Raw genomic sequence first — 22,936 nt, 5'->3', positions numbered from 1 at the left:
AGCCCAGGGCAAAGTTTTTTATGGTATATATGAATCATTATTATCGGTTCCGTACTGAGGATGCAGAACGTGAAGATTGATCATTGAACAGGTACCTGATCCCAATCTGTCCCTGCCACCTGGAGAAAATACCGGAGTTATCCTGGAAGCTGTTTACATAAGGTATCTGGTTAGCTGGATCCTGGTACAGGAAAGAATAGCGGGGCTTACCAGCATTCGGATCTCCCGCAGGGGCAATGCCTTCAAATTTCAGGAAAGAGTTGCTGCTGAAGGTTTTGGCAATACCCCAATTTTTATTGAGGAAGTTACCTACGTTGATGATGTCAAAACTTAAACGCAAAGTATGTTTGTTCTTCAGGTAAAAGTCCTGGGTAATGTTCAGATCAAGGTGTTTGAACCAAGGCAATACCACGGCATTCCTTTCTGCTATTTGTCCGCGGTGTGTGCTCATGTAAGGATCCTGCTGGATGAAAGAATTCAACTGAGCCCACATTTGTGATGCTGTACGTGTATCGGTGATAGTACCTCCGCCGGTATTAACAGGTACCAGTACAATGTCTGACTTGTCTTTGGGAATATAGATCAATGAGCTGTTACCACCTGTGTTGGCGTTGATCAGGTCTCCCTGGTATGTATAAGAACCTACACCATTGGGTGCTGCTTCAAATACCACACCTACTGAAGTAGCGAAGTTTTTCGCATATTCTTTACGATAAGAAGCATAAGCGATCACGCGATGAGGCTGGTAGAAGTTAGAATAACCAATCTCATCACTGTTGGGATCACCTTTTACAGGCCTGTCGCGCCAGTTACTGGCGGCAATAGATCCACCATCATTGATGGATTTAGACTGGCTGTAGGTATAGGCTACACTGGCATTGAAGTTGCGCAGCGTTTTTTCGAGTCTTGCCGTAACCATATACGAATAACCTTTGTTGGAATTCCTCATAAGAATGGCATTGGAAATATTAGGGTTGGTAACAGAAGCGCCACCTGCACCATTCCAGATTTTGCTGGAATCGTAACGGATCCTGTTATCAGAGCCTACCAATGGCGTACCGGTAGAAGGCAGGTTTACGTTCTGGAAATAAACAGCGTTCACTTCTTTTGAATAATTGTATTCAACAGTAGCTACCAGGTTGCCAGGCAGTTTCTGGTCAACAGCGAAGCTGAGCTTCATGACCTGCGGATACTTGAAGTTGGGATCTGTGAATACCAGGTTGTAGGAGGTATTGGCAGCTCCTGCAGCAGGTCTGTATGCATTGATATCAGGACTAAATACATAAGGCTTGCCGGTTGCAGGGTTCTTTGAGTTGCTGAATGAACCGAACTGTACACCGTTGTTGCTGGCCTGGTTGCTGATCCATACAAAAGGAGGAGGGCCGGAGAACCAACCAAAACCGCCACGCACCTGTGTTTTATGATCGCCGAATACATCCCAGTTGAATCCAAAACGGGGTGATACCAACAGATTACTGCCTGGTTTCTGGCCTACATCGTAATGGTTACCATTGCGGAATGCCAGCTGAGAAGCATAAGGGTTCGCATCGAATTTATTCTGGAATACAGGCAGGTCGAAACGGAAACCACCGGTAACAGTTAAATTGTTTCTGATGCGCCATTTATCCTGGATAAAAGCACCCCATTCTGTAGCGCCGATATTGGCGAAGGGGAAAGAACCGTCTTTTGTCAGGGAATATTGTACTGCATAGCTCTTTGCATTGGCGGTACCATTCATCGCACTGCTATAGAAATCAGAGAGTGTGTTGAACTGGTAAGCGCCTTCATAGTTGGGAGCAAAACCATTCTTAAAATTCTTCACATAATTCTGTGTTCCCAATGTGATCTCATGCTTACCTGTATACATGGTAACGATATCAGAGAACTGGAACACATTTGTGTTGAGTACGTTATTATAAGTAAAGGGCTCATAACCGAAAGCAGTATAGCTCTGTCCCTGACCGTTCAGGATATCTACCAGCGGGAAGTCTCCACCTCCAAGGCTGGCGCGGTAATCCCTCAATGCTGTATAACCTATCTGCAACTTATTAGAGAGTTTATTGCTGAAGCTGGTATTCAGTTCAGCAATTGCAATATTGAAGTTGTTGTTGATACGGTAGCCGCTGCCGCTGAAAGGCAGACCGGTATTACTGGGTTGCCTGTTACCATTGGGAGCGCCGCTGTTACTGGCTGAAATGTCCCTGTATGATTTCAGGTAGTTGTATTTCAATGTCAGCGTACTCTTACTGCTTACATTCCAATCAACCCTTACAGTGAGTTTATCACTATAAGTATCATAATTATAATTCTGGTATGATCCTGGGTTGTAATTGTATTTCTGCATCAGGAAAGTGCGCAATGCATCCAAAGTATCTGCTACGGCTTGCGATATTACCCCGGGAACGGCTGTTTGTCCGGGTTTATTGGCAATAAAACTAGTAGCAGGCTGACTGATTCTTTCTTGTTCACCACTCACGAAAATGAACAGCTTATTTTTAACAATGGGAGCGCCAATAGATGCTCCCCTCTGATTATAAGTGAAACTTGGTTTGGGAACGGTATTGGTTCTTACGTTATAACCCTGTAATCCCGGGCTTCTCAGGTATGTATAAACAGAAGCTTTTACTTCGTTGGTACCACTGCGCGTAACAGTGTTCACGCCAGCACCCGAGAAACCGCCTTGTCTTACGTCGTAAGGGGCAATGTTCACCTGAATCTGCTCAATAGCGTCGAGACTGATGGGTTGTGAATTGGTTTGTCCTCCTAATACACCTGACAATCCAAATGCATTATTGAAGTTGGCACCATCAACAGTAATGTTATTATATTGACCGCTACGGCCACCAAAACTCATAAAGCTACCTGATGAAGAAGGAGTTAATCTGGTAAAGTCTTGTAAACTGCGGTTGATGGTAGGTAGTTTCTCAATTTGGGCACGACTCACCACCTCCTGACTACCTGTTCTGTTGGTATTGAAAACCTTGTCCTGCCTGCCGGTAGCGGTTACCACTACTTCAGCCAGTGTCTTGGTATCTGTCTTCAAAGAGAAATCGGCTTTGAATTCCTGGCCCAGTACCAAAAACACATTTTCCTGTTTTTGTTCTTTCTGGCCGAGATAGCTCACGGTAATAGTATAAGGGCCTCCCACTTTAAGGTTAGGCAGGTTATACCGGCCGTCTTTACGGCTGGTAGTAACATATTTTGTACCTGAAGGGAGGTGCAACGCTGTAATCACTGCGCCGCTGAGTTGACCATTCTCGCTGGTAATAGTACCTTGAATGTCAGAAGTGGTTTCCTGCGCCCTGGCAGTCAATACGCTTATGCATACGACTATGAGCAGCGCAAACATGGAACGCATGGTTCTTCTCATAAATTGTTAAAGTTTAGTTTGATTTGCAAAAATATCCGCATGTGTACCTACGGGGCTTAATTCTGCATTAAATGATTGTTACCGATGATGAAAACTGTTAATAACTTATTATTGACAGCTTATTTGAAAAAAGTAGCTATTTCAAAAAAAAGAGAGGCTGTCAAAAGGGCAGCCTCTCTTTTGTAAGTTTAGAAGTTGAAACGGACTCCCACCTGACTTATCCAACGGTTTGCATAAGCTGGCGTTGCGGTACTATTGAAGTTCCATGGCTTGGTAATGGTAGGATTGAATTTGTATTGTGGTGTAAGGTCAGTAGCGCTCTTATAACCAACAAAATTGATCAACCCAAAAGTGTTAAAGCTGGTAAAGTAATTATGTCCCCAATCCCTGTTCAGGAAGTTGGTAAAGTTGAACATATCCCAGGTCAACTGCAACTGGTAATGGCGACCACCTAGTTTTACGTTGAAATCCTGTGTGATTTTCAGGTCCACCACATTTGAAAAAGGAAGTCTGGAACCGTTTCTGTCGGCAAACTGGCCGCGATTGTTCCTGAGGTAAGGATCTCCCTGGATATACGCTTCCAATGCATCTTTTTGCTGTTGTGGTGCATAGGTAGTGCCACCAACTGTATTGGGCAGGAAAGTCATGTTGCTGAGCTCACCGGATGTAGGTATGTAAATAAGATCGTTGCCCCCACCTGAACCATCATCCCTTGTCATACTGCCGACGCTATATACATAGCTGAAAGGAGTACCGCTCTGTCCTGTATATACCAGGGAAACAGTAGTGGCCATTGCATTGTGCGCATAAGAGAATTTTTTACTGACAAAAGCAAAAATGCGATGCCCCTGGCTGAAGTCAGAGATATTACGAGTCAGGAAATTCCTGCCGTTCACTGTTTGGATGAACCTCCATTGGCTCAGGTTTACAGAGCTGGTCGCCTCATTCCAAACAAGTGAGTTGCCAAAAGCATAGTTGACATTGAAATTGAAGCCGGTTTTTGTTTTTTTATCTATGGTCAATGCCATGTTATAGGAGAATCCCTTTTGCGGGTCGTCGTTATTGGAAACGAGGATGGCGTTGTCATAGGGATTGGTGCCATTGCTTCTGATAGGTATCCTGGCTGCTGTACTTGCACTTTCAAAATTATATACGTTCCGGGATCCGGGAGCTACAGAAGTGCCTGCAGGGGGCAGGATGTTGATGTTGGTATAGTTGATCTCATTGATATTCCGGCTGAACATTCCCTCCAATGTTGCACTCCATCCATCGCCGAGTTTTTTATCTACGGCTAAAGATGTACGTAATAACTTGGGCATCCTGAAATCCTGGGAAATTAAGTTCAATGGCCCTTTTGTCAAGGATATTCCAAGGTTGTTGGCAGTCCAAATGCTGTTATTGATATCATTCGGGTTCCAACGGAAGCGCACCTGGCTCAATGCTGCGCCGGAAGCAGTAAATCCACCTACGAAAAGTCCATTATTGTTGTAAACGCCACCCGGCCATACCAATGGCATACGGCCGGTAAACAGACCAATACCTCCTCGAATGGTAATATTTTCTTCAGGTATTTTGTAAATGAATCCAAACCTGGGAGAAAAAGAAATAGGGAAGTTAGGGCGTTGGCCTGATCTTGCACCTTTCAGATCATAATACTGAGCAAATTTAGATAGCGCGGAATCATTCGTAAATTGGTCAGTAGCGGGGTTGGACAAAAACTTCCAGTAATCAGCCCTTAAACCAAAATTTAAAGTAAGATTTTCAGAAGGCCGCAATTCATCGGTCCAATAGAGTGCACCTTTGGCTACTTTGAATTTGGCATTGGCATTAGTATTTGTATTCAATAAATTATCAGTCAGCGGATATCCTACCTGGTAAGAGCTAGGTGCGGCATTATTAGCCATAAATGCGGCAACAGAGCTGTAGCGATAGTTGCCATAAGTGTTTTGGATGAAAACATTCAAATCATCAAAATACTCATAATCGACACCAACAGTCATGACATGTTTACCAACATTAAATTTGAAATTATCAACCAGGCTGATATTCTTTTGCTTGAGAAGGTTTTGCGTAGAACTGTTGTCTGATCCGAAGTTGAGGATACCACTGCCATCGGTAATGGCCACGCGTGGGAAAGGGTTACCAAGAATACTTCTTTGATCCAATACGCTCGTATAAGTGATCAAAAGCTTATTGGATGAATTTCTGCCAACCATGCTTTTCAATTCTCCTGAAAAGGAAGACGTGGTACTTGGGAAATACACACCTCCATTATAAAAGTTAATCGAGGTGCTGGAGCTGCCGCTTGGTGTGGTGGAAATCGCCTTATTGTAACGATAACTTAACGAAAGCTTTTGCCTTGCATTGATATTCCAATCTATCTTGGCTACAATCCGGTCTGCATCAAGCTTCCTTTTGGTACTAATGTAATCTCCCATATCGTATCCATAAGAAGTCTTCACATAATCGACAAGGCTTTGAATACCTGCTGCTGTATTCGTATTTCCTTTGTAGGTTGTAATATCAAAGGGTTGCGGGGTTTGGTCTCTTTGTTGTTCCAGACTCAAAAAATAAAACAATTTATTCTTAATCAATGGGCCACCCACTCTTAAACCATAAGTTTTATTTTGAAAATCGGGGAAGCGGGTCGCGGTCTCTTTGGGTGCTACAGGATCCTTGCCTGCCAGGTTCTGGTTGCGATAAAAATAATATACAGATCCTTCGGTCTTGTTAGTACCGGATTTGGTAATGGCATTGATGCCACCGCCTGTAAAATTACCTACGGATGCATCATAGGGCGATATGGCTATTTGAAACTGATCGATCGCATCAATAGAGATCGGAGCTGCACCGGTTTGTCCGCCGTTTGTTCCGGAAGCAGACAGACCGAATACATCGTTATTGATAGCGCCATCTATATAGAAAGAATTATAACGGTTGTTCTGACCGGCAATGGTTACAGCGCCTTCGGAGCCAGGGATCAATCTGGCCTGGGGTACAGCGCGAAGGTAGTCATAGATATTGCGTCCTACTGTAGGGAGACCAGCCATCTTATCGCGTCCTATAACAGACTCGGTACCGCCTTTGCCTGAACTTTCAGTGGTTTTCCTCACACCAGATACAACCACTGTTCCCAGATTAGCGGCTTTAGCTGAAAGTACAAGGTCAACTTTGAATCCTTCACCCAGACTTAAATAAATATCAGTTTTCTTTTCATTGGCAAAGTTGATAAAAGAGGCTTCCACTGTATATGGGCCTCCGGGATTGAGGTTGCTGACGTCAAAACGGCCTCCAACACGGCTTTGTACGCGATAAACAGTACCGGTTGGTTCATGGGTTATCGTTACAGTAGCACCCACCAAAGGATCTCCGGTAGATGCGTTTACAAAACCGCCCAAACTACTGGTAGTGATCTGGGCGTTTACCAGTGCCGGACATAGCATTAGCAATACAATAAAACATTGTAGGATTCTCTTTTTAAGCATAGGTCGAAATGTTAGTTCGCACAAAGAAAGTAAAATATCTCTGTGTAATTACAAGGGGATGTTAACAAAAGGTTGCCCGATTTGAGCATTTTGTGCAGTTATCCGCCGGATTGTGTATTTTTTGTTCAATTATTAAGGTGAATCTATGCAGCTTTTTGTATAATATTCAATCCGTTTTATATATCTCAAAACTTAGTTTAGGCTGTTACCCTTCAGGAGCCGTAATTTTGCAATTCAAAAATCAGTTATGCTCGATAGGATCCAGGATGCCATTGATGATATACGGGATGGCAAGATGATTATAGTGGTGGATGATGAAGACAGGGAAAATGAGGGCGATTTTATCATTGCGGCCCGTCATGCTACTCCGGAAGTCATCAATTTCATGAGTAAGGAGGGCAGGGGGCTTATCTGCGCTACCTTAACGGAAGACCGTTGCAAGGAATTAGGCCTCGACCCGATGGTGAGTTCCAATACCTCTTTACATGAGACGGCTTTTACCGTTTCGGTAGACCTGCTCGGGCATGGTACTACTACGGGTATTTCGGCGCACGACCGGTCCAAGACCATATTGGCCCTGGTTGACCCAGAAACCAAACCTTCCGATCTCGGACGCCCCGGGCATATATTCCCTTTGCGTGCTAAAAATGGTGGCGTATTACGCCGTGCCGGCCATACAGAAGCTGCGGTAGACCTGGCGAGACTGGCCGGACTGGAGCCTGCCGGTGTACTGGTAGAAGTGATGAATGAAGACGGCACCATGGCGAGACTGCCCCAACTGCTGGAGATCGCTAAAAAATTCAGCCTGAAGATCATTTCCATCAAAGACCTGATCGATTACCGTCTCAAAACCGACTCACTCATAGAAGAACTGGTTAGGGTAGACATGCCTACCAGGTATGGTCATTTCAAACTGGTGGCTTTCAAAGAAAAAGCTACAGGCGGCGAACACCTGGCCCTGATCAAAGGTATTTGGGTGAAGGACGAACCCGTGCTCACGCGTGTGCACAGCAGTTGTTTTACCGGTGACATCCTGGGCAGTTTCCGCTGCGATTGCGGCGAACAATTGCACAAAGCCATGTCGATGGTAGAGAAAGAAGGCAAAGGCATCATATTATATATGAACCAGGAGGGCCGTGGCATTGGCCTCATCAATAAATTACGTGCATATAGGTTGCAGGAAGAGGGCTTGGATACCGTAGAAGCCAACCTGGAACTGGGTTTTGATAAAGACGAACGCGATTATGGCGTAGGCGCACAGATACTCCGTTATTTAGGCATCAGCAAACTCCGCCTCATGAGCAATAACCCGCGCAAGCGTGCCGGATTATTGGGCTATGGTCTTGAGATAACAGAAGTAGTGCCCATTGAAGTGCCTGCCAATCCGCACAACGTAAAATACCTCGAGACTAAAAGAGACAAGCTGGGGCACAAGATATTAGGGGAGTAGTTCAGCCATTTATACGTCATCCTGAGCGAGCGGAGCGAGTCGAAGGACCTGCTTGAAGGTTCGGTCAGATCCCTCGGCTGCGCTCGGGATGACGTATAAATTAGTGTCTAATTTCTTGTTCTTCCTTCTCCTTCTCTTTTTCGTAGGCTTTGATGATCGATTTCACCAGCTTGTGACGCACCACGTCTTCTTCATTCAGCTCAATATGGGCAATGCCATCGATGCTTTTGAGTATACGGGTGGCTTTGGCCAGTCCGCTCCGCTGGTTGCGGGGCAGGTCAATCTGGGTAGGGTCGCCCGTGATGATGGCTTTGGCATTGGCGCCGATACGTGTAAGGAACATTTTCAACTGTAAGTCGTTCGTATTCTGCGCCTCATCCAGGATGATGAATGCATTATCGAGGGTGCGGCCACGCATATAGGCCAGCGGTGCCACTTCAATGGTACGCGTACTCATATAATAACCCAGCTTATCGGCCGGTATCATATCGTCCAGCGCATCATACAAAGGCCGCAGGTAGGGATCAATCTTTTCTTTCAGGTCGCCGGGAAGGAAACCGAGGCTTTCGCCTGCCTCAACCGCAGGGCGGGTGAGGATAATTTTCTTCACGACTTTGTTCTTCAATGCGCGCACGGCGAGCGCTACAGCGGTATAGGTTTTACCTGTACCAGCCGGGCCTATCGCAAAGACAATGTCGTTCCGGTCGGCCGCCTGCACCAGCTTTTTCTGGTTTTGCGTGCGGGCGCGGACGGTTTTGCCATTCGGACCGAACACGAGCACATCGTTGGGATGGCTCTCAACGAAATTGTCTACGGTTTCACCGTCATCACCACCCAGTATCTGTTCGAAATAGTTTTCACTGAGGTGACCATTTCTTTCCAGGTACTGTATGATGAGGTCTATTTTCTCCCGGGCAGATTCGATCTGTTCGGGGGCGCCACTTAGTTTCATTTGTGTTCCGCGTGAAAGGATTTTTAAAAGGGGGAATTTCTTTCGCAGCAGGTCCAACTTTCCATTGTTTACTCCAAAAAATTCAATGGGGTTAACAGTCTCGAGGTTAATGATAGCTTCTGTCAATCTGTTCAGTTTAATGTATGACGGAATAAATTTGATACTTACCCTTGCATCTGTCTCAAATTTAATTGGATATATCTATCAAATCCTAGCATTTGTTATGCACAGGGTGTGGATAGAGATTGTTAATTATAACGCTTTGAGCGCCTCAATTGTTTTAACGGGATCGTCAGATTTAAAAACGGTATTGCCCGCTACCAGTACATCGGCGCCGGCATGCACAATGGCAGCTGCGTTTTGAAGTGTTATGCCGCCGTCGATCTCTATCAGTGTAGGAAGGTTTCTGTCTTTGATCATGTGCCTGAGTGCACGGATCTTATCAATGGTATGCGGAATAAATTGTTGACCACCGAAGCCGGGGTTCACACTCATGAGGCAAACCAGGTCAATATCACCCAATATATCTGAGAGGAAATTAACAGGTGTATGCGGGTTCAGGGCTACGCCTGCGCGCATGCCCAGGCTTTTGATCTGTTGGAGGTTGCGGTGTAAATGCGGACAAGCTTCATAATGAACAGTCAATATATCGGCGCCGGCTTTCTTGAATGCCTCTGCATATTTTTCAGGCTCTTCGATCATCAGGTGCACATCGCATATCTTTTTGGTGGCTTTTCTCACGTGTTCAATGATGGGAAACCCGAAGCTGATATTGGGTACAAAACGTCCGTCCATCACATCGAGGTGGAACCAGTCGGCCCGGCTTTCATTCAACATTTCACAATCCTGCTGCAGGTTCAGAAAATTGGCACTCAATAAAGAAGGGGCAACGATGGGCATGATGCTTGGTTAAGGATGCGCAAAATTATTGCAATTATTTCAGTTCACTCCCAGCTTTTTTAATGCGGCCGTAGCCTCGGTAATGCCCGGGTCGAGGGCCAGCGCCGTTTGGTAACTTTTGATGGCCCCTGCACGGTCGTTCTGTGTTTCCTGGCATTTGGCCAGCCAGTACCAGGCATCGGCATAATTGACCCTTACAGAAGTGGCTGTTTCAAACACTTTGCGGGCTTCCTCCGTTTTCCGTGCATCGAAATACAGGAATCCTTTCTCCATATAGGCTTCCATATAAGTATAGTCGTTGGCAATACAGCGATTGAACAGGTCAATGGCTTTGGAAGCATTTCGGGTACGGGCATAATACACGCCGCTGATAAAACTGGTATGAGCGGTGTACTCCCTGCCCAGTCTCATCGCATCTACCTGCGCACATAAAGCAAGCGCTTTGTTGTTTTTCTGTTCGGCATACAGGTTGGCCATGGCCAGCAATGCATCGGGAGAAGGATAAATACGGGCGGCAAAATGGTAAGACTGCAGGGCGCCGCTGGTGTCTTTGGTATGTTCCTGCAAAGTGGCTTTGCGAAACCAGAGTCCGAAATTGAGACTGTCTTTCCGAAGCAATGAATCCATCTGCTGCAAAGCAGGCCGGTAATCACCGGCACTGTCGAGTGCATTCACCAGCAGCAGGCGCAAACCAATGCTGTCGGGATAGCTGGCAACACTTTGATACAATCGTTTAACCAGGGGTGATGGTTCCTGTACCCTGGATGTTGCTTTGGGAGATTCTTTTGGTTCATGGTTGTTACACGCAGCAGCGATGCTAACCCACAACAGAAGGAAGTGCCAACGTTTCATGTTGCGAAAATACAGATTGTGTATTTGTTAAGTGAATACATGAAAAGATATGCAGTTGAAATAGCGTTACTTTGTGCTCTTTAAAACCAATCATTATGGATACAGGACTTCTGCATTTACACAATTTATTGCGTTGGGTGATCTCGATACTGCTGCTGTTGTCTATCTACAAAGCTTATACCGGGTGGAAAGGCAAGAAAACTTTTTCTGCCGGTGATCGCAAAACATGGTTGTTCACGTTGATCAGTGCGCACATCACCTTGCTGATCGGGCTGTACCAGCTTGCAGTAGGGCGATACGGTATTTTCAAAACGAACCTGCCGGAAGGCGAGTCGCTGATGAAAAATCATTTTTTCCGTTTCTATTGGATCGAACACCCGGTAGCGATGATCTTATCGGTGGTATTTATCACGCTTGGTTATGGCATGGCCAAGAAAACCGTAGCCGACGAAGTGAAGTACCGCAAAGCATTTATCTTCTTCCTGCTGGCCCTGCTGCTGATACTGGCTGCTGTTCCCTGGCCCTTCCGCGCCGATATAGGAAGACCCTGGTTCCCGGGCATGAATGCATGAAACAACGTCATCCCGATCTTTTATGCGTCGTCATCCCGAGCGCAGCCGAGGGATCTGCTCGAACGTTCAGCAGGTCCTTCGATTCGCTTCGCTCACTCAGGATGACGCGGTTTAAAGTAAACAAGTGATAATTATATACGTATCTTTGATGGAGATTGTTTTGCTATGCCATTCCATCGGAATTTCACATATTGGATCGATAAGCGCGTATGGAAATATTATTTCCTTATGCTCTCTCTTCAATTGGCAAAGTGTTGGGAAACACACAACCATTATTCGTCACCCCGAGCGTAGCCGAGGGGCCTCATCAAATCCTTAACAGCTCCTTCGACTCGCTCCGCTCGCTCAGGATGACGTGCAGATTATTTCTTTACTACAATATTGCACAGACATGCCTCACTACCATAGCTTAGGAACCATTCCTCACAAACGTCATACCCAGTTCCGTAAACCCGACGGGACCCTGTATTCCGAACAATTGTTCTCTACCGAAGGATTCAGTAACGATTATTCGCTACTGTACCATCACTGGCCGCCAACGCAGATCATTCATACAGATGAACCAGTGCCTGCAATGCCCGGCGTAGCGGAAGAAAAAATGCTCAAGCACCGCAGTTTCGAAGGGTTTCATATACGGCCCGAAGCAGATTTTTTGACAAGCCGTAAACCCATACTGGTGAACAATGATTGTCATATTGTACTCGCTGCACCGGAGGAAAGTATGAAAGGGTATTTTTATAAGAACGCAGATGCCGATGAACTGATCTTTATTCATGAAGGAAGCGGTATCCTGCTTACACAATACGGACAAATACCTTTTGCTTATGGCGATTACCTGGTGATACCCCGCGGAACCATCTACCAGGTACAATTCAACGACAAGCATAACAGGCTGCTGATCGTTGAAAGTTTCAGTCCTATCCGCTATCCTAAAAAATACCTGGGTAAATACGGACAATTACTGGAACATTCACCGTATTGCGAACGGGATATCCGCACCCCTCAACAACTCTTAACGATCGATGAAGCGGGAGACTTCCTCATCAAAACCAAAAAGAAAGGGGTACTGTATGGTCTTCATTACGCCCATCACCCCTTCGATGTGGTAGGATGGGATGGCTATTGTTATCCTTTTGCATTCAGCATACACGATTTTGAGCCCATTACAGGGCGTGTGCACCAGCCACCGCCTGTCCACCTCACTTTCGAGGCCCATAATTTTGTGGTGTGCAGTTTTTGTCCGCGCCTGTTCGATTACCATCCCGATGCGGTGCCTGCACCTTATAACCACAGTAATATCGACAGTGATGAAGTGTTGTACTATGTAGCGGGCGATTTCATGAGCCGCAAGCATGTTACCAGGGGGATGATCACCTTGCACCCAGCCGGTATCCCGCATGGGCCGCATCCCGGCGCCGTGGAAAAAAGCATTGGTAAAAAACAAACCGATGAGCTGGCAGTGATGATCGATACCTTCCATCCGCTTCAGTTGACAGTGGAAGCATTGGAAATAGAAAACCCCGGCTATACCATGAGTTGGGCGGAATAAAAAATCAGAAATCTTCAAATCAGAAATCAGAAATTTCTCTTAACTTTTGGTTCTAAACAAAAAAACTTGCCACATGATCAAATTCAGCGACATCAAGATCGGCGACTATGTCCGTGCAGAGTTTGAAGGAAAAACATGGAACGGAGAAGTGGTCGAATTAAACGGAGATGAAAAACAAATTTGTGTTCAGACCGATGTACAGGATTTTTGGTTTGAACAGGACCAGCTACACCCGATTCCACTGAATGAGGAGGAATTGACGAAACTGCATTTCGAAAAACAAGCCAACGGCGAAGGATCGGTTAAATACCTCAAAGGTCCCTTTCGCATTGTAACGCCCGTTGCCGGCGATTTTTCGCAGATGGAAATCTGGTATCGCGAAGACCGGAGGCATAACCCCGATATCCACTACGTGCACCAACTGCAAAATCATTATTTGCAGATGACCAAGGTTCACCTGACCAAGGATCCGGTGCATTATTGATCACATATTGAACGTATCAACCAACAAGGGCCTGCTGTTTTGCGGGCTCTTCGTTTTTCCTCACTGCCCACATCACCAGTGCAACTGCAAGGATCAGTATCAGGTAACTCCAACCCAGGTTCCTGGTATCATTAGCGGGCATCAGGTACACCATGCCATAACTCAGTACAGACACGATTATGTACATAATACCGCCTGTTAAACCACTGGCGATGCCTGCGTTCCTGGGAAATTTGCCCAGGCAATAAGTGAAATAAACATTGAAGGCAAAACCGGCACACACATGCACAAGAAAAGCGAAAGACGCCAGCAGGAAAATATTCTCAATAAATGAAGCGCTGAACAACATTACCAGGCAAATCAGCACCTGGATGGCGAGGTTCAAAGACAGCTTTTTCACAAAAGGTTTGTGAATGGTGGCCTTGCCAATAAAACCTCCTATCATCCAGGCAAACCCTATGATCAATGAACAGTAGCCTGCAATAACGGCAGTGAAATGCAAATGATGTTCGATGATGAAAGGACCGGTCATGTTGTACACCATCACCATTGAATAGGAGATGCCAATAATGAGCAGTCCCAGTGTAAAGCTGGTAGTACGCAACATACTGGTATACACCTGCACAATGCTTTTGAAATGAAAAGGAGAAAAGTGTTTCAGGCTTTCCCTGTTGAAAAAATATTCGAGCAGTGCAAACAATACGGCCCATATTCCCAGGAAATAGAAATTTGATTGCCAGCCGAAATTATTTTGCAGGTAGCCGCCTACAAAAGGTGCAACAATAGGACCGGTAGACCATATAATGGAGAACAGGCTGAGGTAATGCTTCAGACGGTCGCCCGAGAATACATCTACAAAATAAGCCCGTTTGGATACTACAATGGTGGCTGCTGTGATACCGTGCACCACACGCATGAGATAGATCAGGTAAATATTGTGCGACCGGGCAATGACAAAACTGGCCAAAGCGAATACCAGCAGGCAAACCACGCCGATCTTGTGCCGGCCAAAACTATCGAGCACACTGCCGATGAACAACTGTGAAATCCCGTAGCTGATCAGGAAAATGCTCAATGTAAACTGTGTACGGATCTCTGTAATACCCAGCGATACCGACATGCCCGGTAAAGAGGGAAGATAAATATCTGTGGCAAATCCGGCCAGGGGTAATAATGCAAATGCCAGCCATGTGCTGAGCTGTTGATCCTTTCTATTCGTATCCTTCATCTGTGTTTGCTCCGTTGTTTTGTTTCGCGGCACAAAATTACCATACAACGGGCATAATGAACTTGTGCAATTCAAGCCATTTTTTGCAAAATTCAAACCTGCGCTGTTTTGCTGGCATATAGATTGCAGTTGAGATTATTGATGAGATATAGACAGGTGTATTTTTTTAATTATATTGAAGGCAAAAATCCCATGCGTTTTCGTTCGCTCGTTCTGCTGGTTGGTTTACTATCGGCCATATCAATGGATGGTTACGGACAAGTATTCGGAGGTAATCCTCCGTCTACAAAGTGGCGACAGATCAACACAGATACAGTGCGTGTGATCTTCCCCAAAGGAGATGAACGCAGGGGCGAAAGGGTGGCGGCTACGGTGCACCAGTTGCAACGGAAATATGCAAATACCATTGGCAATAGTCTTCATAAAGTCAATATTGTTTTGCAGGATGAAACCCTGATCTCCAACGGGTATGTGGGATTGGGGCCTTTTCGCAGTGAGTTTTATACCACACCTCCCGTCAACGCGTTTTCGCTGGGGGCTGTTAACTGGACCGATCTGCTGTCTGTTCACGAGTTCAGGCATGTGCAGCAGTATAGTAATTTCAGGAAAGGTTTATCGAAATTCGCATCGATCATTTTAGGCCAGGAAGGACAAGCCATAGCAAACGCGGCGGCCATACCCAACTGGTTTTTTGAAGGAGACGCCGTATTCAATGAAACGATGCTCACCCGGCAGGGCAGGGGCAGCCTTCCGCTGTTTTTCAGCAATTACCAATCGCTCTTCAATGCCGGTATTCATTACAGCTACATGAAAATGCGCAACGGATCGTACCGGAATTTTGTGCCCGATCATTATGCATTGGGTTATTTGCTGGTGGCTTATGGAAGAAAGCAATACGGCGATGATATCTGGAAAAAAGTGACGGACGATGCGGCCCGTTTCAGCCCATTGTTCTATCCATTCCAGGGAGCTGTGAAAAAATATACCGGCGAAAAATTCCCCGATTTTGTGCGGCATGCAATGGGTTATTACCAGCAGCAATGGGCAGGCGCAAAGACCGCCAATCCGCATTGGCTTACAACAGGTAACAATGACCGGGTGGTCAATTACCGCTATCCTTATGCTGCGGACGATGGTTCGCTGATCGTTCTGAAAAACAGTTATAGCCGCATCCCCGCTTTTTACAAACTGCTCGGGAATGGTAAAGAAGAGAGAATTGGTGTAAGGGATATCACATCGGACGATTATTTCGGTTACAACAATAACCGCATCGTGTACACAGCCATCAGGCCCGATCTGCGGTGGGGTAACCGGGATCGCAATGTGATCCGCATACTGGATATTGCATCGGGCCAGGTAAAACAAGTGGCGGGCAAAGGACGATATTTCACGCCCGATATATCGCATAACGGGAAGCTGGTTACAGCAGTTAAGCAGGACAGGGACACTACACGCTTATTGGTGATCAATGTGGAAGACGGAAGCCGGATGGGCGAACAGAAGCAAAGCAACGAAGTGTACACGTATCCGAAATTCTCTGCCGATGATGCATCGGTTTATTGGATTGTACGGAACGACAAAGGCCAGATGGGTATCCGCAAATGGGAAACAGGTAGTGGAAAAACAGAAACCATCGTTCCTTTGAGCAACCGCATCATTGGTTTTTTGCAGGTCAAGGGCGACACCTTATTGTTCAGCACCACGCATGATGGGCGGGATGAACTCTGGGCCTGCATCGACCGTGCCGGCCAGCATAATACTTACCGCCTGGCGGCTTACAGCACAGGCATTTACCAGGGAACACTGGACCAGGGCGGCCAATTGGTGGGATCAACGTTTACGGCTGGTGGGTACCGACTGGGAAGGTTCAGTCCGCTTTGGGAAAAAACAACCCCGCGGGATGAATTGCATACTTTGTATGTAGGTGATGCTTATCAGAACAAAGACCATGGTATATTGGATTCATTGGGTAACGGGCATTATCCTGTGGGTCGTTATTCCAAAGGTTTCAACCTGTTGAATTTCCACAGCTGGCGGCCATACTACGATTATCCTGAATATTCATTCACCATCTACGGCGAAAACGTGCTCAATACTTTCCAGTCACAACTTTCGTATACCTACAACAGGAACGAAGGCAGCCACAAAGTGGGCTATGACGGAATTTATGGTGGCTTCTTACTGCAGCCTGTATTCGGCGTTAACCAAACATGGCAGCGCAGCGCGCTCTGGAACCAGGACACCACGGTTTACTGGAACGAGCTGGGCGCTTACGGCGGCCTTCGCCTGCCCCTGAACCTCACGGCAGGGAAGCAGTACCGGGCACTGGTATTGCAAGGCACGTTCAATACCGACCAGGTTAAGTGGACCGGCGTGGGGCAAAAACTGTTCAGGAATGTGGGTGTGAATTATGCGGAAGGGGTGTTGGCTTACTATGGCCAGGTACAGCAGGCGGCGCAACATATTTATCCGCATTGGGGGCAGTCATTTTTGCTGCAATACCGCAACAGCGTAAATGAATTTACGGCGCACCAGTTCCTGGCAGCAGGTTCTTTATACTTGCCGGGCCTGTTGCGCAACCATAGCCTGGTGATCAACCTGGCCTACCAGGAAAGGGATACCGCCAGGATGTATTTTTTCAAAAACAATTTTCCTTTTTCCAGGGGCTACCAGGGAATCGATTTTCCCAGGATGTGGAAATGGGGCGTGAATTACCATTTTCCTTTGTTGTATCCCGACTGGGGAGTGGGGCAGATCGTTTATTTTCTGCGGGTGAGGGCCAATGCCTTTTTCGACTATACGGTAGGCAAGAGCCTGCGTACTGGTAGGGAAACACCATTCCGCACAGCAGGGGGTGAATTGTACTTCGATACCAAATGGTGGAACCAGGAGCCGGTAACCTTTGGGGTGCGGTACAGCCGTTTACTGGATCAGGAGCTCTACGGGGTTACTAATCAAGGGGTTTGGGAGTTTATTTTACCCGTTAGATTGTTCAAATAACTTATTTTTGCCCTGTTTTGCCCCTGGATAAGAAATTTTTACATTAAATTTTCATATTTCGGTTGCTCTTTAGTATCTTTGCAGCCCCAAAAATTGTATGTCGAAACAACCGTTGATTAAACAAGATGGAGTGATTCTGGAAGCCCTGAGCAATGCTATGTTCCGGGTGAAGTTGGAAAATGGGCATGAAATACTGGCCACCATCTCTGGGAAAATGAGAATGCACTATATCAGGATATTACCTGGTGATAAAGTGGGAGTGGAGATGAGTCCGTATGATTTGAGCAGGGGAAGGATCATATTCAGGTACAAATAAGGTACTTATAATAGTTTAAAAACACAGCAATGAAAGTCAGAGCTTCAATCAAAAAACGTAGCGCGGATTGCAAGATCGTGAAGAGAAAGGGGAAGTTATACGTGATCAACAAAAAGAACCCACGTTATAAACAGCGTCAGGGGTAATTAAAATTTTTTAAAACTAAAATCAAGATATGGCTCGTATTGCCGGTATTGACTTACCAAAGAATAAAAGAGGCGAAATTGGTCTGACCTATATTTTTGGTATTGGTCGCTCAACTGCTCAGTATATTTTAACCAAAGCTGGTATTGACTTTGACAAAAAAGTAAGCCAGTGGAACGACGAAGAGCAGGCTGCCATCCGTAACATCATCAACAATGAGTTCAAGGTGGAAGGCGCTTTGCGTAGTGAAGTGTCTATGAGCATCAAGCGTTTGTTGGATATCGCCTGCTACCGTGGCCTGCGTCACCGTAAGGGACTGCCGGTTCGTGGCCAGCGTACCAAAACCAACAGCCGTACCAGGAAAGGTAAGCGTAAGACAGTTGCCGGTAAGAAGAAAGCTGCCAAGAAATAAATAAGGTGAGTCGTGAACAGGGGTACCCTGTTCACGATTTCTTATATAAAATCCGGTTCAGCTTGGATCTCCCGATGAGTCGGGAAGGAGAGTGAAACGGTTCCCGAGCAGATCGGGATTTTTCATTGTTAAACGAGTCCTGCTGAAAACGGGATGACTACCTCAAAAAGAGAACATGGCAAAACCACAAAAAGCGCAGAACAGTGCAAAAGCTGCTGCCAAGAAAAGGATCGTAAAAGTAGATGCAGCCGGTGAAGTGCGCATCTCCGCTACTTTCAACAACATCATCATCAGCTTTACCAACAAAGCCGGACAGGTGATCAGTTGGAGCAGCGCCGGTAAAATGGGCTTCAGGGGTTCTAAAAAGAACACACCTTATGCCGCCCAGACGGCCGCTGCAGATGCAGCCAAAGTAGCCCTGGAAGCTGGCGTAAAACGCGTAGAAGTATTCGTGAAAGGCCCCGGTTCCGGACGCGAAGGCGCTATCCGTTCTATTTCTCAGTCAGGTGTTGAAGTAATTTCTATCAAAGACGTTACTCCTTTACCGCACAACGGCTGCCGTCCGCCCAAACAAAGACGCGTATAACAATTAGCCCGTCACCCTGAGTGAGCGAAGCGAACCGAAGGGCCTCATAAAGGTTTCAGCAGGTTCCTCGACGCGCTTCGCTCGCTCGGAATGACGATTAAAATAAAAGGATTTTCTATTGATTTTAGATTTTTACTGATAGGAAGTCGTCATTAAAAAATCACAAAAAAGAACAAATGGCACGTTACACTGGTCCCAAGACCAAAATTTCAAGAATCTTCGGCGAACCCATCCTGGGTAATGGCAAATGGCTGGGTAAGAACAGCAACCCTCCCGGTCAGCATGGAGCCGCCCGCAAGCGTAAAACTTTAGGCGAATACGCCCTGCAGTTGAGAGAGAAACAAAAAGCCAAGTATACTTATGGTGTATTGGAGCGTCAGTTCCGTAAAACCTTTGAAGAAGCACAACGCCTGAAAGGTGTTACCGGTGAGAACCTGATCAAACTGCTGGAAGCACGTCTCGACAATACCATTTTTCGCATGGGCCTGACTGCCAGCCGTCCCGAAGCAAGACAACTGGTGAGCCATAAGCACATCACTGTGAATGGCGAAGTAATGAATGTACCTTCTTACCAGTGCCAGCCGGGTGATATCATCGCTTATAAACCCAAGAGCGCCGATAATTCAGCTGTTACCAGCAAGAACCGCGGTAAGAACCCTAAGTTCAGCTGGCTGGATTGGAATGAAGCCGAGAAAAAAGGCACTTTCATTACCTATCCCGAGCGTGAAAGTGTTCCTGAGACCATCAAGGAACAACTGATCGTCGAGTTGTATTCTAAATAAACCTTAAAAACAAGTTTTAATATGGCCATATTAAGCTTTCAGAAGCCTGACAAGATCGTTTTACAAAAAGCAACTGATTTTGAAGGACAATTTGAATTCCGCCCCCTGGAGCCAGGCTTCGGTCTGACCATCGGTAATGCCTTACGCAGGGTATTGCTGAGCTCTCTGGAAGGTTATGCTATCGTAGGTATCAAGATCGAAGGTGTAGACCACGAGTTTGCTACCGTGAAGGGTATCACAGAAGACGTTACTGAGATCATCCTGAACCTGAAGCAGGTGCGTTTCAAAAAGCATGTAGAGCATGATGTTGCCAACGAAAAGATCGCCATTTCCATCAAAGGCCGTACAGAATTTACTGCGGGCATGATCGGCGAACTTTCACAGAATTTCCAGGTAATGAATCCCGAGCTGGTAATCTGTACCATGGATACTACTTCTAAAATGGACATTGAACTGACCATCGCCAAAGGCCGTGGTTATGTTCCTGCCGAAGAAAATAAGATCAAGGAAGCTCCTTTCGGATACATCGCCATCGATTCTATCCACACACCGATCAAGAATGTGAAATACAGCATTGAGAACTACCGTGTGGAGCAAAGGACCGACTATGAGAAACTGGTTCTGGACGTAGCTACCGATGGTACCATCCATCCGGAAGAAGCGGTGAAGCAGGCTTCACGCATCCTCATCCAGCACCTGATGATCATCACCGATGAGAACATCACTTTCGATAACAAAGAAGACAAGAAAGAAGATGTGGTAGATGAGCATGTACTGCAACTGCGCAAGGTATTGAAGACCCCGCTGGAAGACCTCGATCTTTCTGTGCGTGCCTTCAACTGCCTGAAAGCCGCCAAGATCAACAGCTTAAGCGAACTGGTACAGTATGAGCAGGAAGACCTGATGAAGTTCAGGAACTTCGGCCAGAAATCGCTCTCTGAAATTGAGCAGGTGCTGACTGAACGCGGTCTGAGCTTCGGTATGGACCTGAACAAATTAGGACTGGATAATTTAGATAATTAAATTTTTCAACATCTTGTAATTCCTGACACGGTACAAGATCAAAACAACAAGTCATGCGTCACGGAGACAAAATCAACAACCTGGGTCGTAAAAAAGCGCACAGGGAATCCTTACTGGCCAACCTGGCCAGCCAGCTGATCACGCACAAGCGTATCGTTACCACCCTTGCTAAAGCCAGGGCTTTGAGAACATACGTAGAGCCGCTGATCACCAAGACCAAGAAAAGTGAAGATACTGCTACCATCATGCACCAGCACAGGGTAGTGTTCAGCTACCTGCAGGATAAAGCAGCTGTGAAAGAATTGTTCACAGTGGTAGGTCCCAAAGTAGCCGGCCGTCCCGGTGGTTATACCCGCATCATCAAACTGGGCATTCGTCCGGGTGATAATGCAGAGAAAGCCATGATCGAACTGGTAGACTTCAACGAGATCTACGGTAAGCATGTTGCGAAAGCAGCAGAGCCTGCCAAGAAAACACGACGTAGCCGCGCCAAGAAAGCGGAGACCGCCACTGAAGCAGAAGTGGTTGCCGAAACACCGGCAGCTGAAAATCCTTCAACAGAAGAAAAAACGGCAGAATAGTTTGATCCCAATTCATTCACATAAAGGCAAGACTTTTTATAAGTCTTGCCTTTTTTGCAAACAGGCAAATCATTATTTCGTTTCTTTGCAAACAAATTATAAACAAAGCAGCAAGATGCCCCAATCTACCTCACCCGCGATTTTAGTATTAGCAGACGGACTCGTTTTTCATGGACAAGCATTTGGAAAAATTGGTACCACTACCGGGGAAATATGTTTCAATACCGGCATGACAGGATACCAGGAAGTATTCACTGATCCCAGTTATACGGGACAGGTACTCATCATGAACAATGTGCACATCGGCAATTATGGGGTGAAAGATTCGGATGTGGAGAGTGACAGCATTAAGATACGCGGACTGATCGCGCGTAACCTGGAAGAGCAGTTCAGCCGTATGCAGGCCAGTGGAGATGTGAATGCTTATCTCCAGGCGAATAATATTGTGGCCATCGAGCACGTCGATACAAGGGCCCTGGTGGCGCATATCCGCACAAAAGGCGCCATGAACTGCATCATCTCTTCCGAGATACTGGATGTGGATCAACTGAAAGCCGAGCTGGCCAAAGTACCGAATATGGATGGACTGGAATTGTCGAGCACCATCAGCACTACCCAAGAATATGAACTGGGCGATACCAATAGCCCCCTGAAAGTGGCTGTGCTCGACCTGGGTGTAAAGAAACACATACTGGATTGTCTCGTACAACGCGGCGCACACGTGCGCGTGCATCCGGCCAAAACACCGTTGAGCCGGATGAAAGAATTCAACCCGAACGGATACTTTATCTCCAACGGCCCCGGCGATCCCGCTGCCATGGATTATGCAATTACCACTGTAAAAGATATACTCAACGAAGACAAGCCTGTGTTCGGTATCTGTCTTGGTCACCAACTGCTGGCGCTGGCCAATGGTATTCGCACTTTCAAAATGCACCACGGGCACAGGGGATTGAACCATCCTGTTAAGAATCTCATCACAGGTACCTGCGAGATCACCACACAGAACCACGGCTTTGGTGTAGACCCCGAAGCGGTGCGCAAACATCCCGATGTGGAAGTAACGCATGTGAACCTGAATGATGAATCGATCGAAGGGATCAGGCTCAAACACAAACCGGCTTTCAGTGTGCAATATCATCCGGAAAGTACACCGGGTCCGCACGACAGCCGTTATCTCTTTGATCAGTTTGTAGCGATGATGCGATGATCCTTGTTCGTCATTCCGAGTAAGCATAGCCGAGGGATCT

Annotated in this window: 19 protein-coding genes; 13 read left to right on the top strand and 6 right to left on the bottom strand. The window is 46.4% G+C overall.

Going from position 1 to position 22,936, the window contains the following annotated elements; translation table 11 throughout:
• Nucleotides 1-40: 40 nt before the first annotated feature.
• On the bottom strand, nt 41-3,370 hold the full coding sequence (locus BLU98_RS01435) for a TonB-dependent receptor (protein WP_257574629.1): 3,330 nt from the start codon (nt 3,368-3,370) through the stop codon (nt 41-43).
• Between the two features lie 188 nt (nt 3,371-3,558).
• Entirely contained in the window at nt 3,559-6,855 is a 3,297-nt protein-coding gene (locus BLU98_RS01430; RefSeq protein ID WP_092721450.1) for a TonB-dependent receptor, read from the bottom strand.
• A gap of 247 nt (nt 6,856-7,102) precedes the next feature.
• Here BLU98_RS01430 and BLU98_RS01425 point away from each other — a divergent pair, with 247 nt between their 5' ends.
• Nucleotides 7,103-8,305, top strand: coding sequence for a bifunctional 3,4-dihydroxy-2-butanone-4-phosphate synthase/GTP cyclohydrolase II (locus tag BLU98_RS01425; RefSeq protein ID WP_092721449.1), 1,203 nt, complete (start codon nt 7,103-7,105; stop codon nt 8,303-8,305).
• A gap of 100 nt (nt 8,306-8,405) precedes the next feature.
• On the opposite strand, the gene BLU98_RS01420 is transcribed toward BLU98_RS01425, so the two are convergent.
• The 3 genes from BLU98_RS01420 to BLU98_RS01410 form a co-directional block, all read right to left on the bottom strand.
• Nucleotides 8,406-9,383, bottom strand: coding sequence for a PhoH family protein (locus tag BLU98_RS01420; RefSeq protein WP_026769645.1), 978 nt, complete (start codon nt 9,381-9,383; stop codon nt 8,406-8,408).
• A gap of 126 nt (nt 9,384-9,509) precedes the next feature.
• On the bottom strand, nt 9,510-10,157 hold the full coding sequence (gene rpe / locus BLU98_RS01415) for a ribulose-phosphate 3-epimerase (protein WP_092721448.1): 648 nt from the start codon (nt 10,155-10,157) through the stop codon (nt 9,510-9,512).
• A 39-nt stretch (nt 10,158-10,196) separates the two neighbouring features.
• Complete coding sequence (locus BLU98_RS01410) at nt 10,197-11,009, bottom strand: tetratricopeptide repeat protein (protein ID WP_092721447.1); 813 nt, start codon at nt 11,007-11,009, stop codon at nt 10,197-10,199.
• Between the two features lie 95 nt (nt 11,010-11,104).
• Here BLU98_RS01410 and BLU98_RS01405 point away from each other — a divergent pair, with 95 nt between their 5' ends.
• The 3 genes from BLU98_RS01405 to BLU98_RS01395 all read left to right on the top strand — a co-directional run bounded on the left by BLU98_RS01405 (nt 11,105) and on the right by BLU98_RS01395 (nt 13,614).
• Entirely contained in the window at nt 11,105-11,581 is a 477-nt protein-coding gene (locus tag BLU98_RS01405; protein WP_092721446.1) for a hypothetical protein, read from the top strand.
• Between the two features lie 391 nt (nt 11,582-11,972).
• Nucleotides 11,973-13,130, top strand: a complete 1,158-nt coding sequence (locus BLU98_RS01400) for a homogentisate 1,2-dioxygenase (protein ID WP_092721445.1) — start codon at nt 11,973-11,975, stop codon at nt 13,128-13,130.
• A 73-nt stretch (nt 13,131-13,203) separates the two neighbouring features.
• Nucleotides 13,204-13,614, top strand: coding sequence for a hypothetical protein (locus tag BLU98_RS01395; protein WP_026769650.1), 411 nt, complete (start codon nt 13,204-13,206; stop codon nt 13,612-13,614).
• 16 nt (nt 13,615-13,630) lie between these two features.
• On the opposite strand, the gene BLU98_RS01390 is transcribed toward BLU98_RS01395, so the two are convergent.
• Entirely contained in the window at nt 13,631-14,842 is a 1,212-nt protein-coding gene (locus tag BLU98_RS01390; RefSeq protein ID WP_092721916.1) for an MFS transporter, read from the bottom strand.
• A gap of 192 nt (nt 14,843-15,034) precedes the next feature.
• Here BLU98_RS01390 and BLU98_RS01385 point away from each other — a divergent pair, with 192 nt between their 5' ends.
• From BLU98_RS01385 to carA, 9 genes are all read left to right on the top strand, one after another.
• Complete coding sequence (locus BLU98_RS01385; RefSeq protein ID WP_257574628.1) at nt 15,035-17,842, top strand: TolB-like translocation protein; 2,808 nt, start codon at nt 15,035-15,037, stop codon at nt 17,840-17,842.
• Between the two features lie 97 nt (nt 17,843-17,939).
• Complete coding sequence (infA, locus tag BLU98_RS01380) at nt 17,940-18,158, top strand: translation initiation factor IF-1 (RefSeq protein ID WP_026752042.1); 219 nt, start codon at nt 17,940-17,942, stop codon at nt 18,156-18,158.
• 29 nt (nt 18,159-18,187) lie between these two features.
• Entirely contained in the window at nt 18,188-18,304 is a 117-nt protein-coding gene (gene ykgO / locus BLU98_RS01375; protein WP_026774906.1) for a type B 50S ribosomal protein L36, read from the top strand.
• Nucleotides 18,305-18,333: 29 nt separating this feature from the next.
• Complete coding sequence (gene rpsM / locus BLU98_RS01370; RefSeq protein WP_026774905.1) at nt 18,334-18,714, top strand: 30S ribosomal protein S13; 381 nt, start codon at nt 18,334-18,336, stop codon at nt 18,712-18,714.
• Nucleotides 18,715-18,889: 175 nt separating this feature from the next.
• On the top strand, nt 18,890-19,300 hold the full coding sequence (gene rpsK / locus BLU98_RS01365; protein WP_092721443.1) for a 30S ribosomal protein S11: 411 nt from the start codon (nt 18,890-18,892) through the stop codon (nt 19,298-19,300).
• 176 nt (nt 19,301-19,476) lie between these two features.
• The gene (gene rpsD / locus BLU98_RS01360; protein ID WP_026769655.1) at nt 19,477-20,082 is read left to right on the top strand and encodes a 30S ribosomal protein S4; all 606 of its coding nucleotides are present in this window, start codon (nt 19,477-19,479) and stop codon (nt 20,080-20,082) included.
• 21 nt (nt 20,083-20,103) lie between these two features.
• Nucleotides 20,104-21,105, top strand: coding sequence for a DNA-directed RNA polymerase subunit alpha (locus BLU98_RS01355; RefSeq protein ID WP_026774903.1), 1,002 nt, complete (start codon nt 20,104-20,106; stop codon nt 21,103-21,105).
• A gap of 53 nt (nt 21,106-21,158) precedes the next feature.
• Nucleotides 21,159-21,686 carry a 50S ribosomal protein L17 gene (rplQ, locus tag BLU98_RS01350; RefSeq protein WP_026769657.1) on the top strand — a complete coding sequence of 176 codons (528 nt, stop codon included), beginning with the start codon at nt 21,159-21,161 and terminating at the stop codon, nt 21,684-21,686.
• A 115-nt stretch (nt 21,687-21,801) separates the two neighbouring features.
• On the top strand, nt 21,802-22,896 hold the full coding sequence (gene carA, locus BLU98_RS01345; RefSeq protein ID WP_092721914.1) for a glutamine-hydrolyzing carbamoyl-phosphate synthase small subunit: 1,095 nt from the start codon (nt 21,802-21,804) through the stop codon (nt 22,894-22,896).
• Nucleotides 22,897-22,936: the final 40 nt, after the last annotated feature.

It is taken from the genome of Hydrobacter penzbergensis (genome assembly GCF_900106985.1).
Taxonomy (GTDB): Bacteria; Bacteroidota; Bacteroidia; order Chitinophagales; family Chitinophagaceae; genus Sediminibacterium; species Sediminibacterium magnilacihabitans.
Note: the sequence above shows the minus strand (reverse complement) of the source record. Positions and strands in the feature narration are given on the sequence as shown.

Coding starts and splice junctions, on each gene's coding strand:
- rpe (WP_092721448.1), bottom strand. CDS start 10,157: ATGCCCATCGTTGCCCCTTCTTTATTGAGTGCCAATTTTCTGAACCTG.
- BLU98_RS01385 (WP_257574628.1), top strand. CDS start 15,035: ATGCGTTTTCGTTCGCTCGTTCTGCTGGTTGGTTTACTATCGGCCATA.
- rpsD (WP_026769655.1), top strand. CDS start 19,477: ATGGCACGTTACACTGGTCCCAAGACCAAAATTTCAAGAATCTTCGGC.
- BLU98_RS01395 (WP_026769650.1), top strand. CDS start 13,204: ATGATCAAATTCAGCGACATCAAGATCGGCGACTATGTCCGTGCAGAG.
- infA (WP_026752042.1), top strand. CDS start 17,940: ATGTCGAAACAACCGTTGATTAAACAAGATGGAGTGATTCTGGAAGCC.
- BLU98_RS01410 (WP_092721447.1), bottom strand. CDS start 11,009: ATGAAACGTTGGCACTTCCTTCTGTTGTGGGTTAGCATCGCTGCTGCG.
- ykgO (WP_026774906.1), top strand. CDS start 18,188: ATGAAAGTCAGAGCTTCAATCAAAAAACGTAGCGCGGATTGCAAGATC.
- rpsM (WP_026774905.1), top strand. CDS start 18,334: ATGGCTCGTATTGCCGGTATTGACTTACCAAAGAATAAAAGAGGCGAA.
- BLU98_RS01400 (WP_092721445.1), top strand. CDS start 11,973: ATGCCTCACTACCATAGCTTAGGAACCATTCCTCACAAACGTCATACC.
- BLU98_RS01390 (WP_092721916.1), bottom strand. CDS start 14,842: ATGAAGGATACGAATAGAAAGGATCAACAGCTCAGCACATGGCTGGCA.
- BLU98_RS01425 (WP_092721449.1), top strand. CDS start 7,103: ATGCTCGATAGGATCCAGGATGCCATTGATGATATACGGGATGGCAAG.
- BLU98_RS01435 (WP_257574629.1), bottom strand. CDS start 3,370: ATGAGAAGAACCATGCGTTCCATGTTTGCGCTGCTCATAGTCGTATGC.
- BLU98_RS01355 (WP_026774903.1), top strand. CDS start 20,104: ATGGCCATATTAAGCTTTCAGAAGCCTGACAAGATCGTTTTACAAAAA.
- rpsK (WP_092721443.1), top strand. CDS start 18,890: ATGGCAAAACCACAAAAAGCGCAGAACAGTGCAAAAGCTGCTGCCAAG.
- carA (WP_092721914.1), top strand. CDS start 21,802: ATGCCCCAATCTACCTCACCCGCGATTTTAGTATTAGCAGACGGACTC.
- rplQ (WP_026769657.1), top strand. CDS start 21,159: ATGCGTCACGGAGACAAAATCAACAACCTGGGTCGTAAAAAAGCGCAC.
- BLU98_RS01405 (WP_092721446.1), top strand. CDS start 11,105: ATGGATACAGGACTTCTGCATTTACACAATTTATTGCGTTGGGTGATC.
- BLU98_RS01430 (WP_092721450.1), bottom strand. CDS start 6,855: ATGCTTAAAAAGAGAATCCTACAATGTTTTATTGTATTGCTAATGCTA.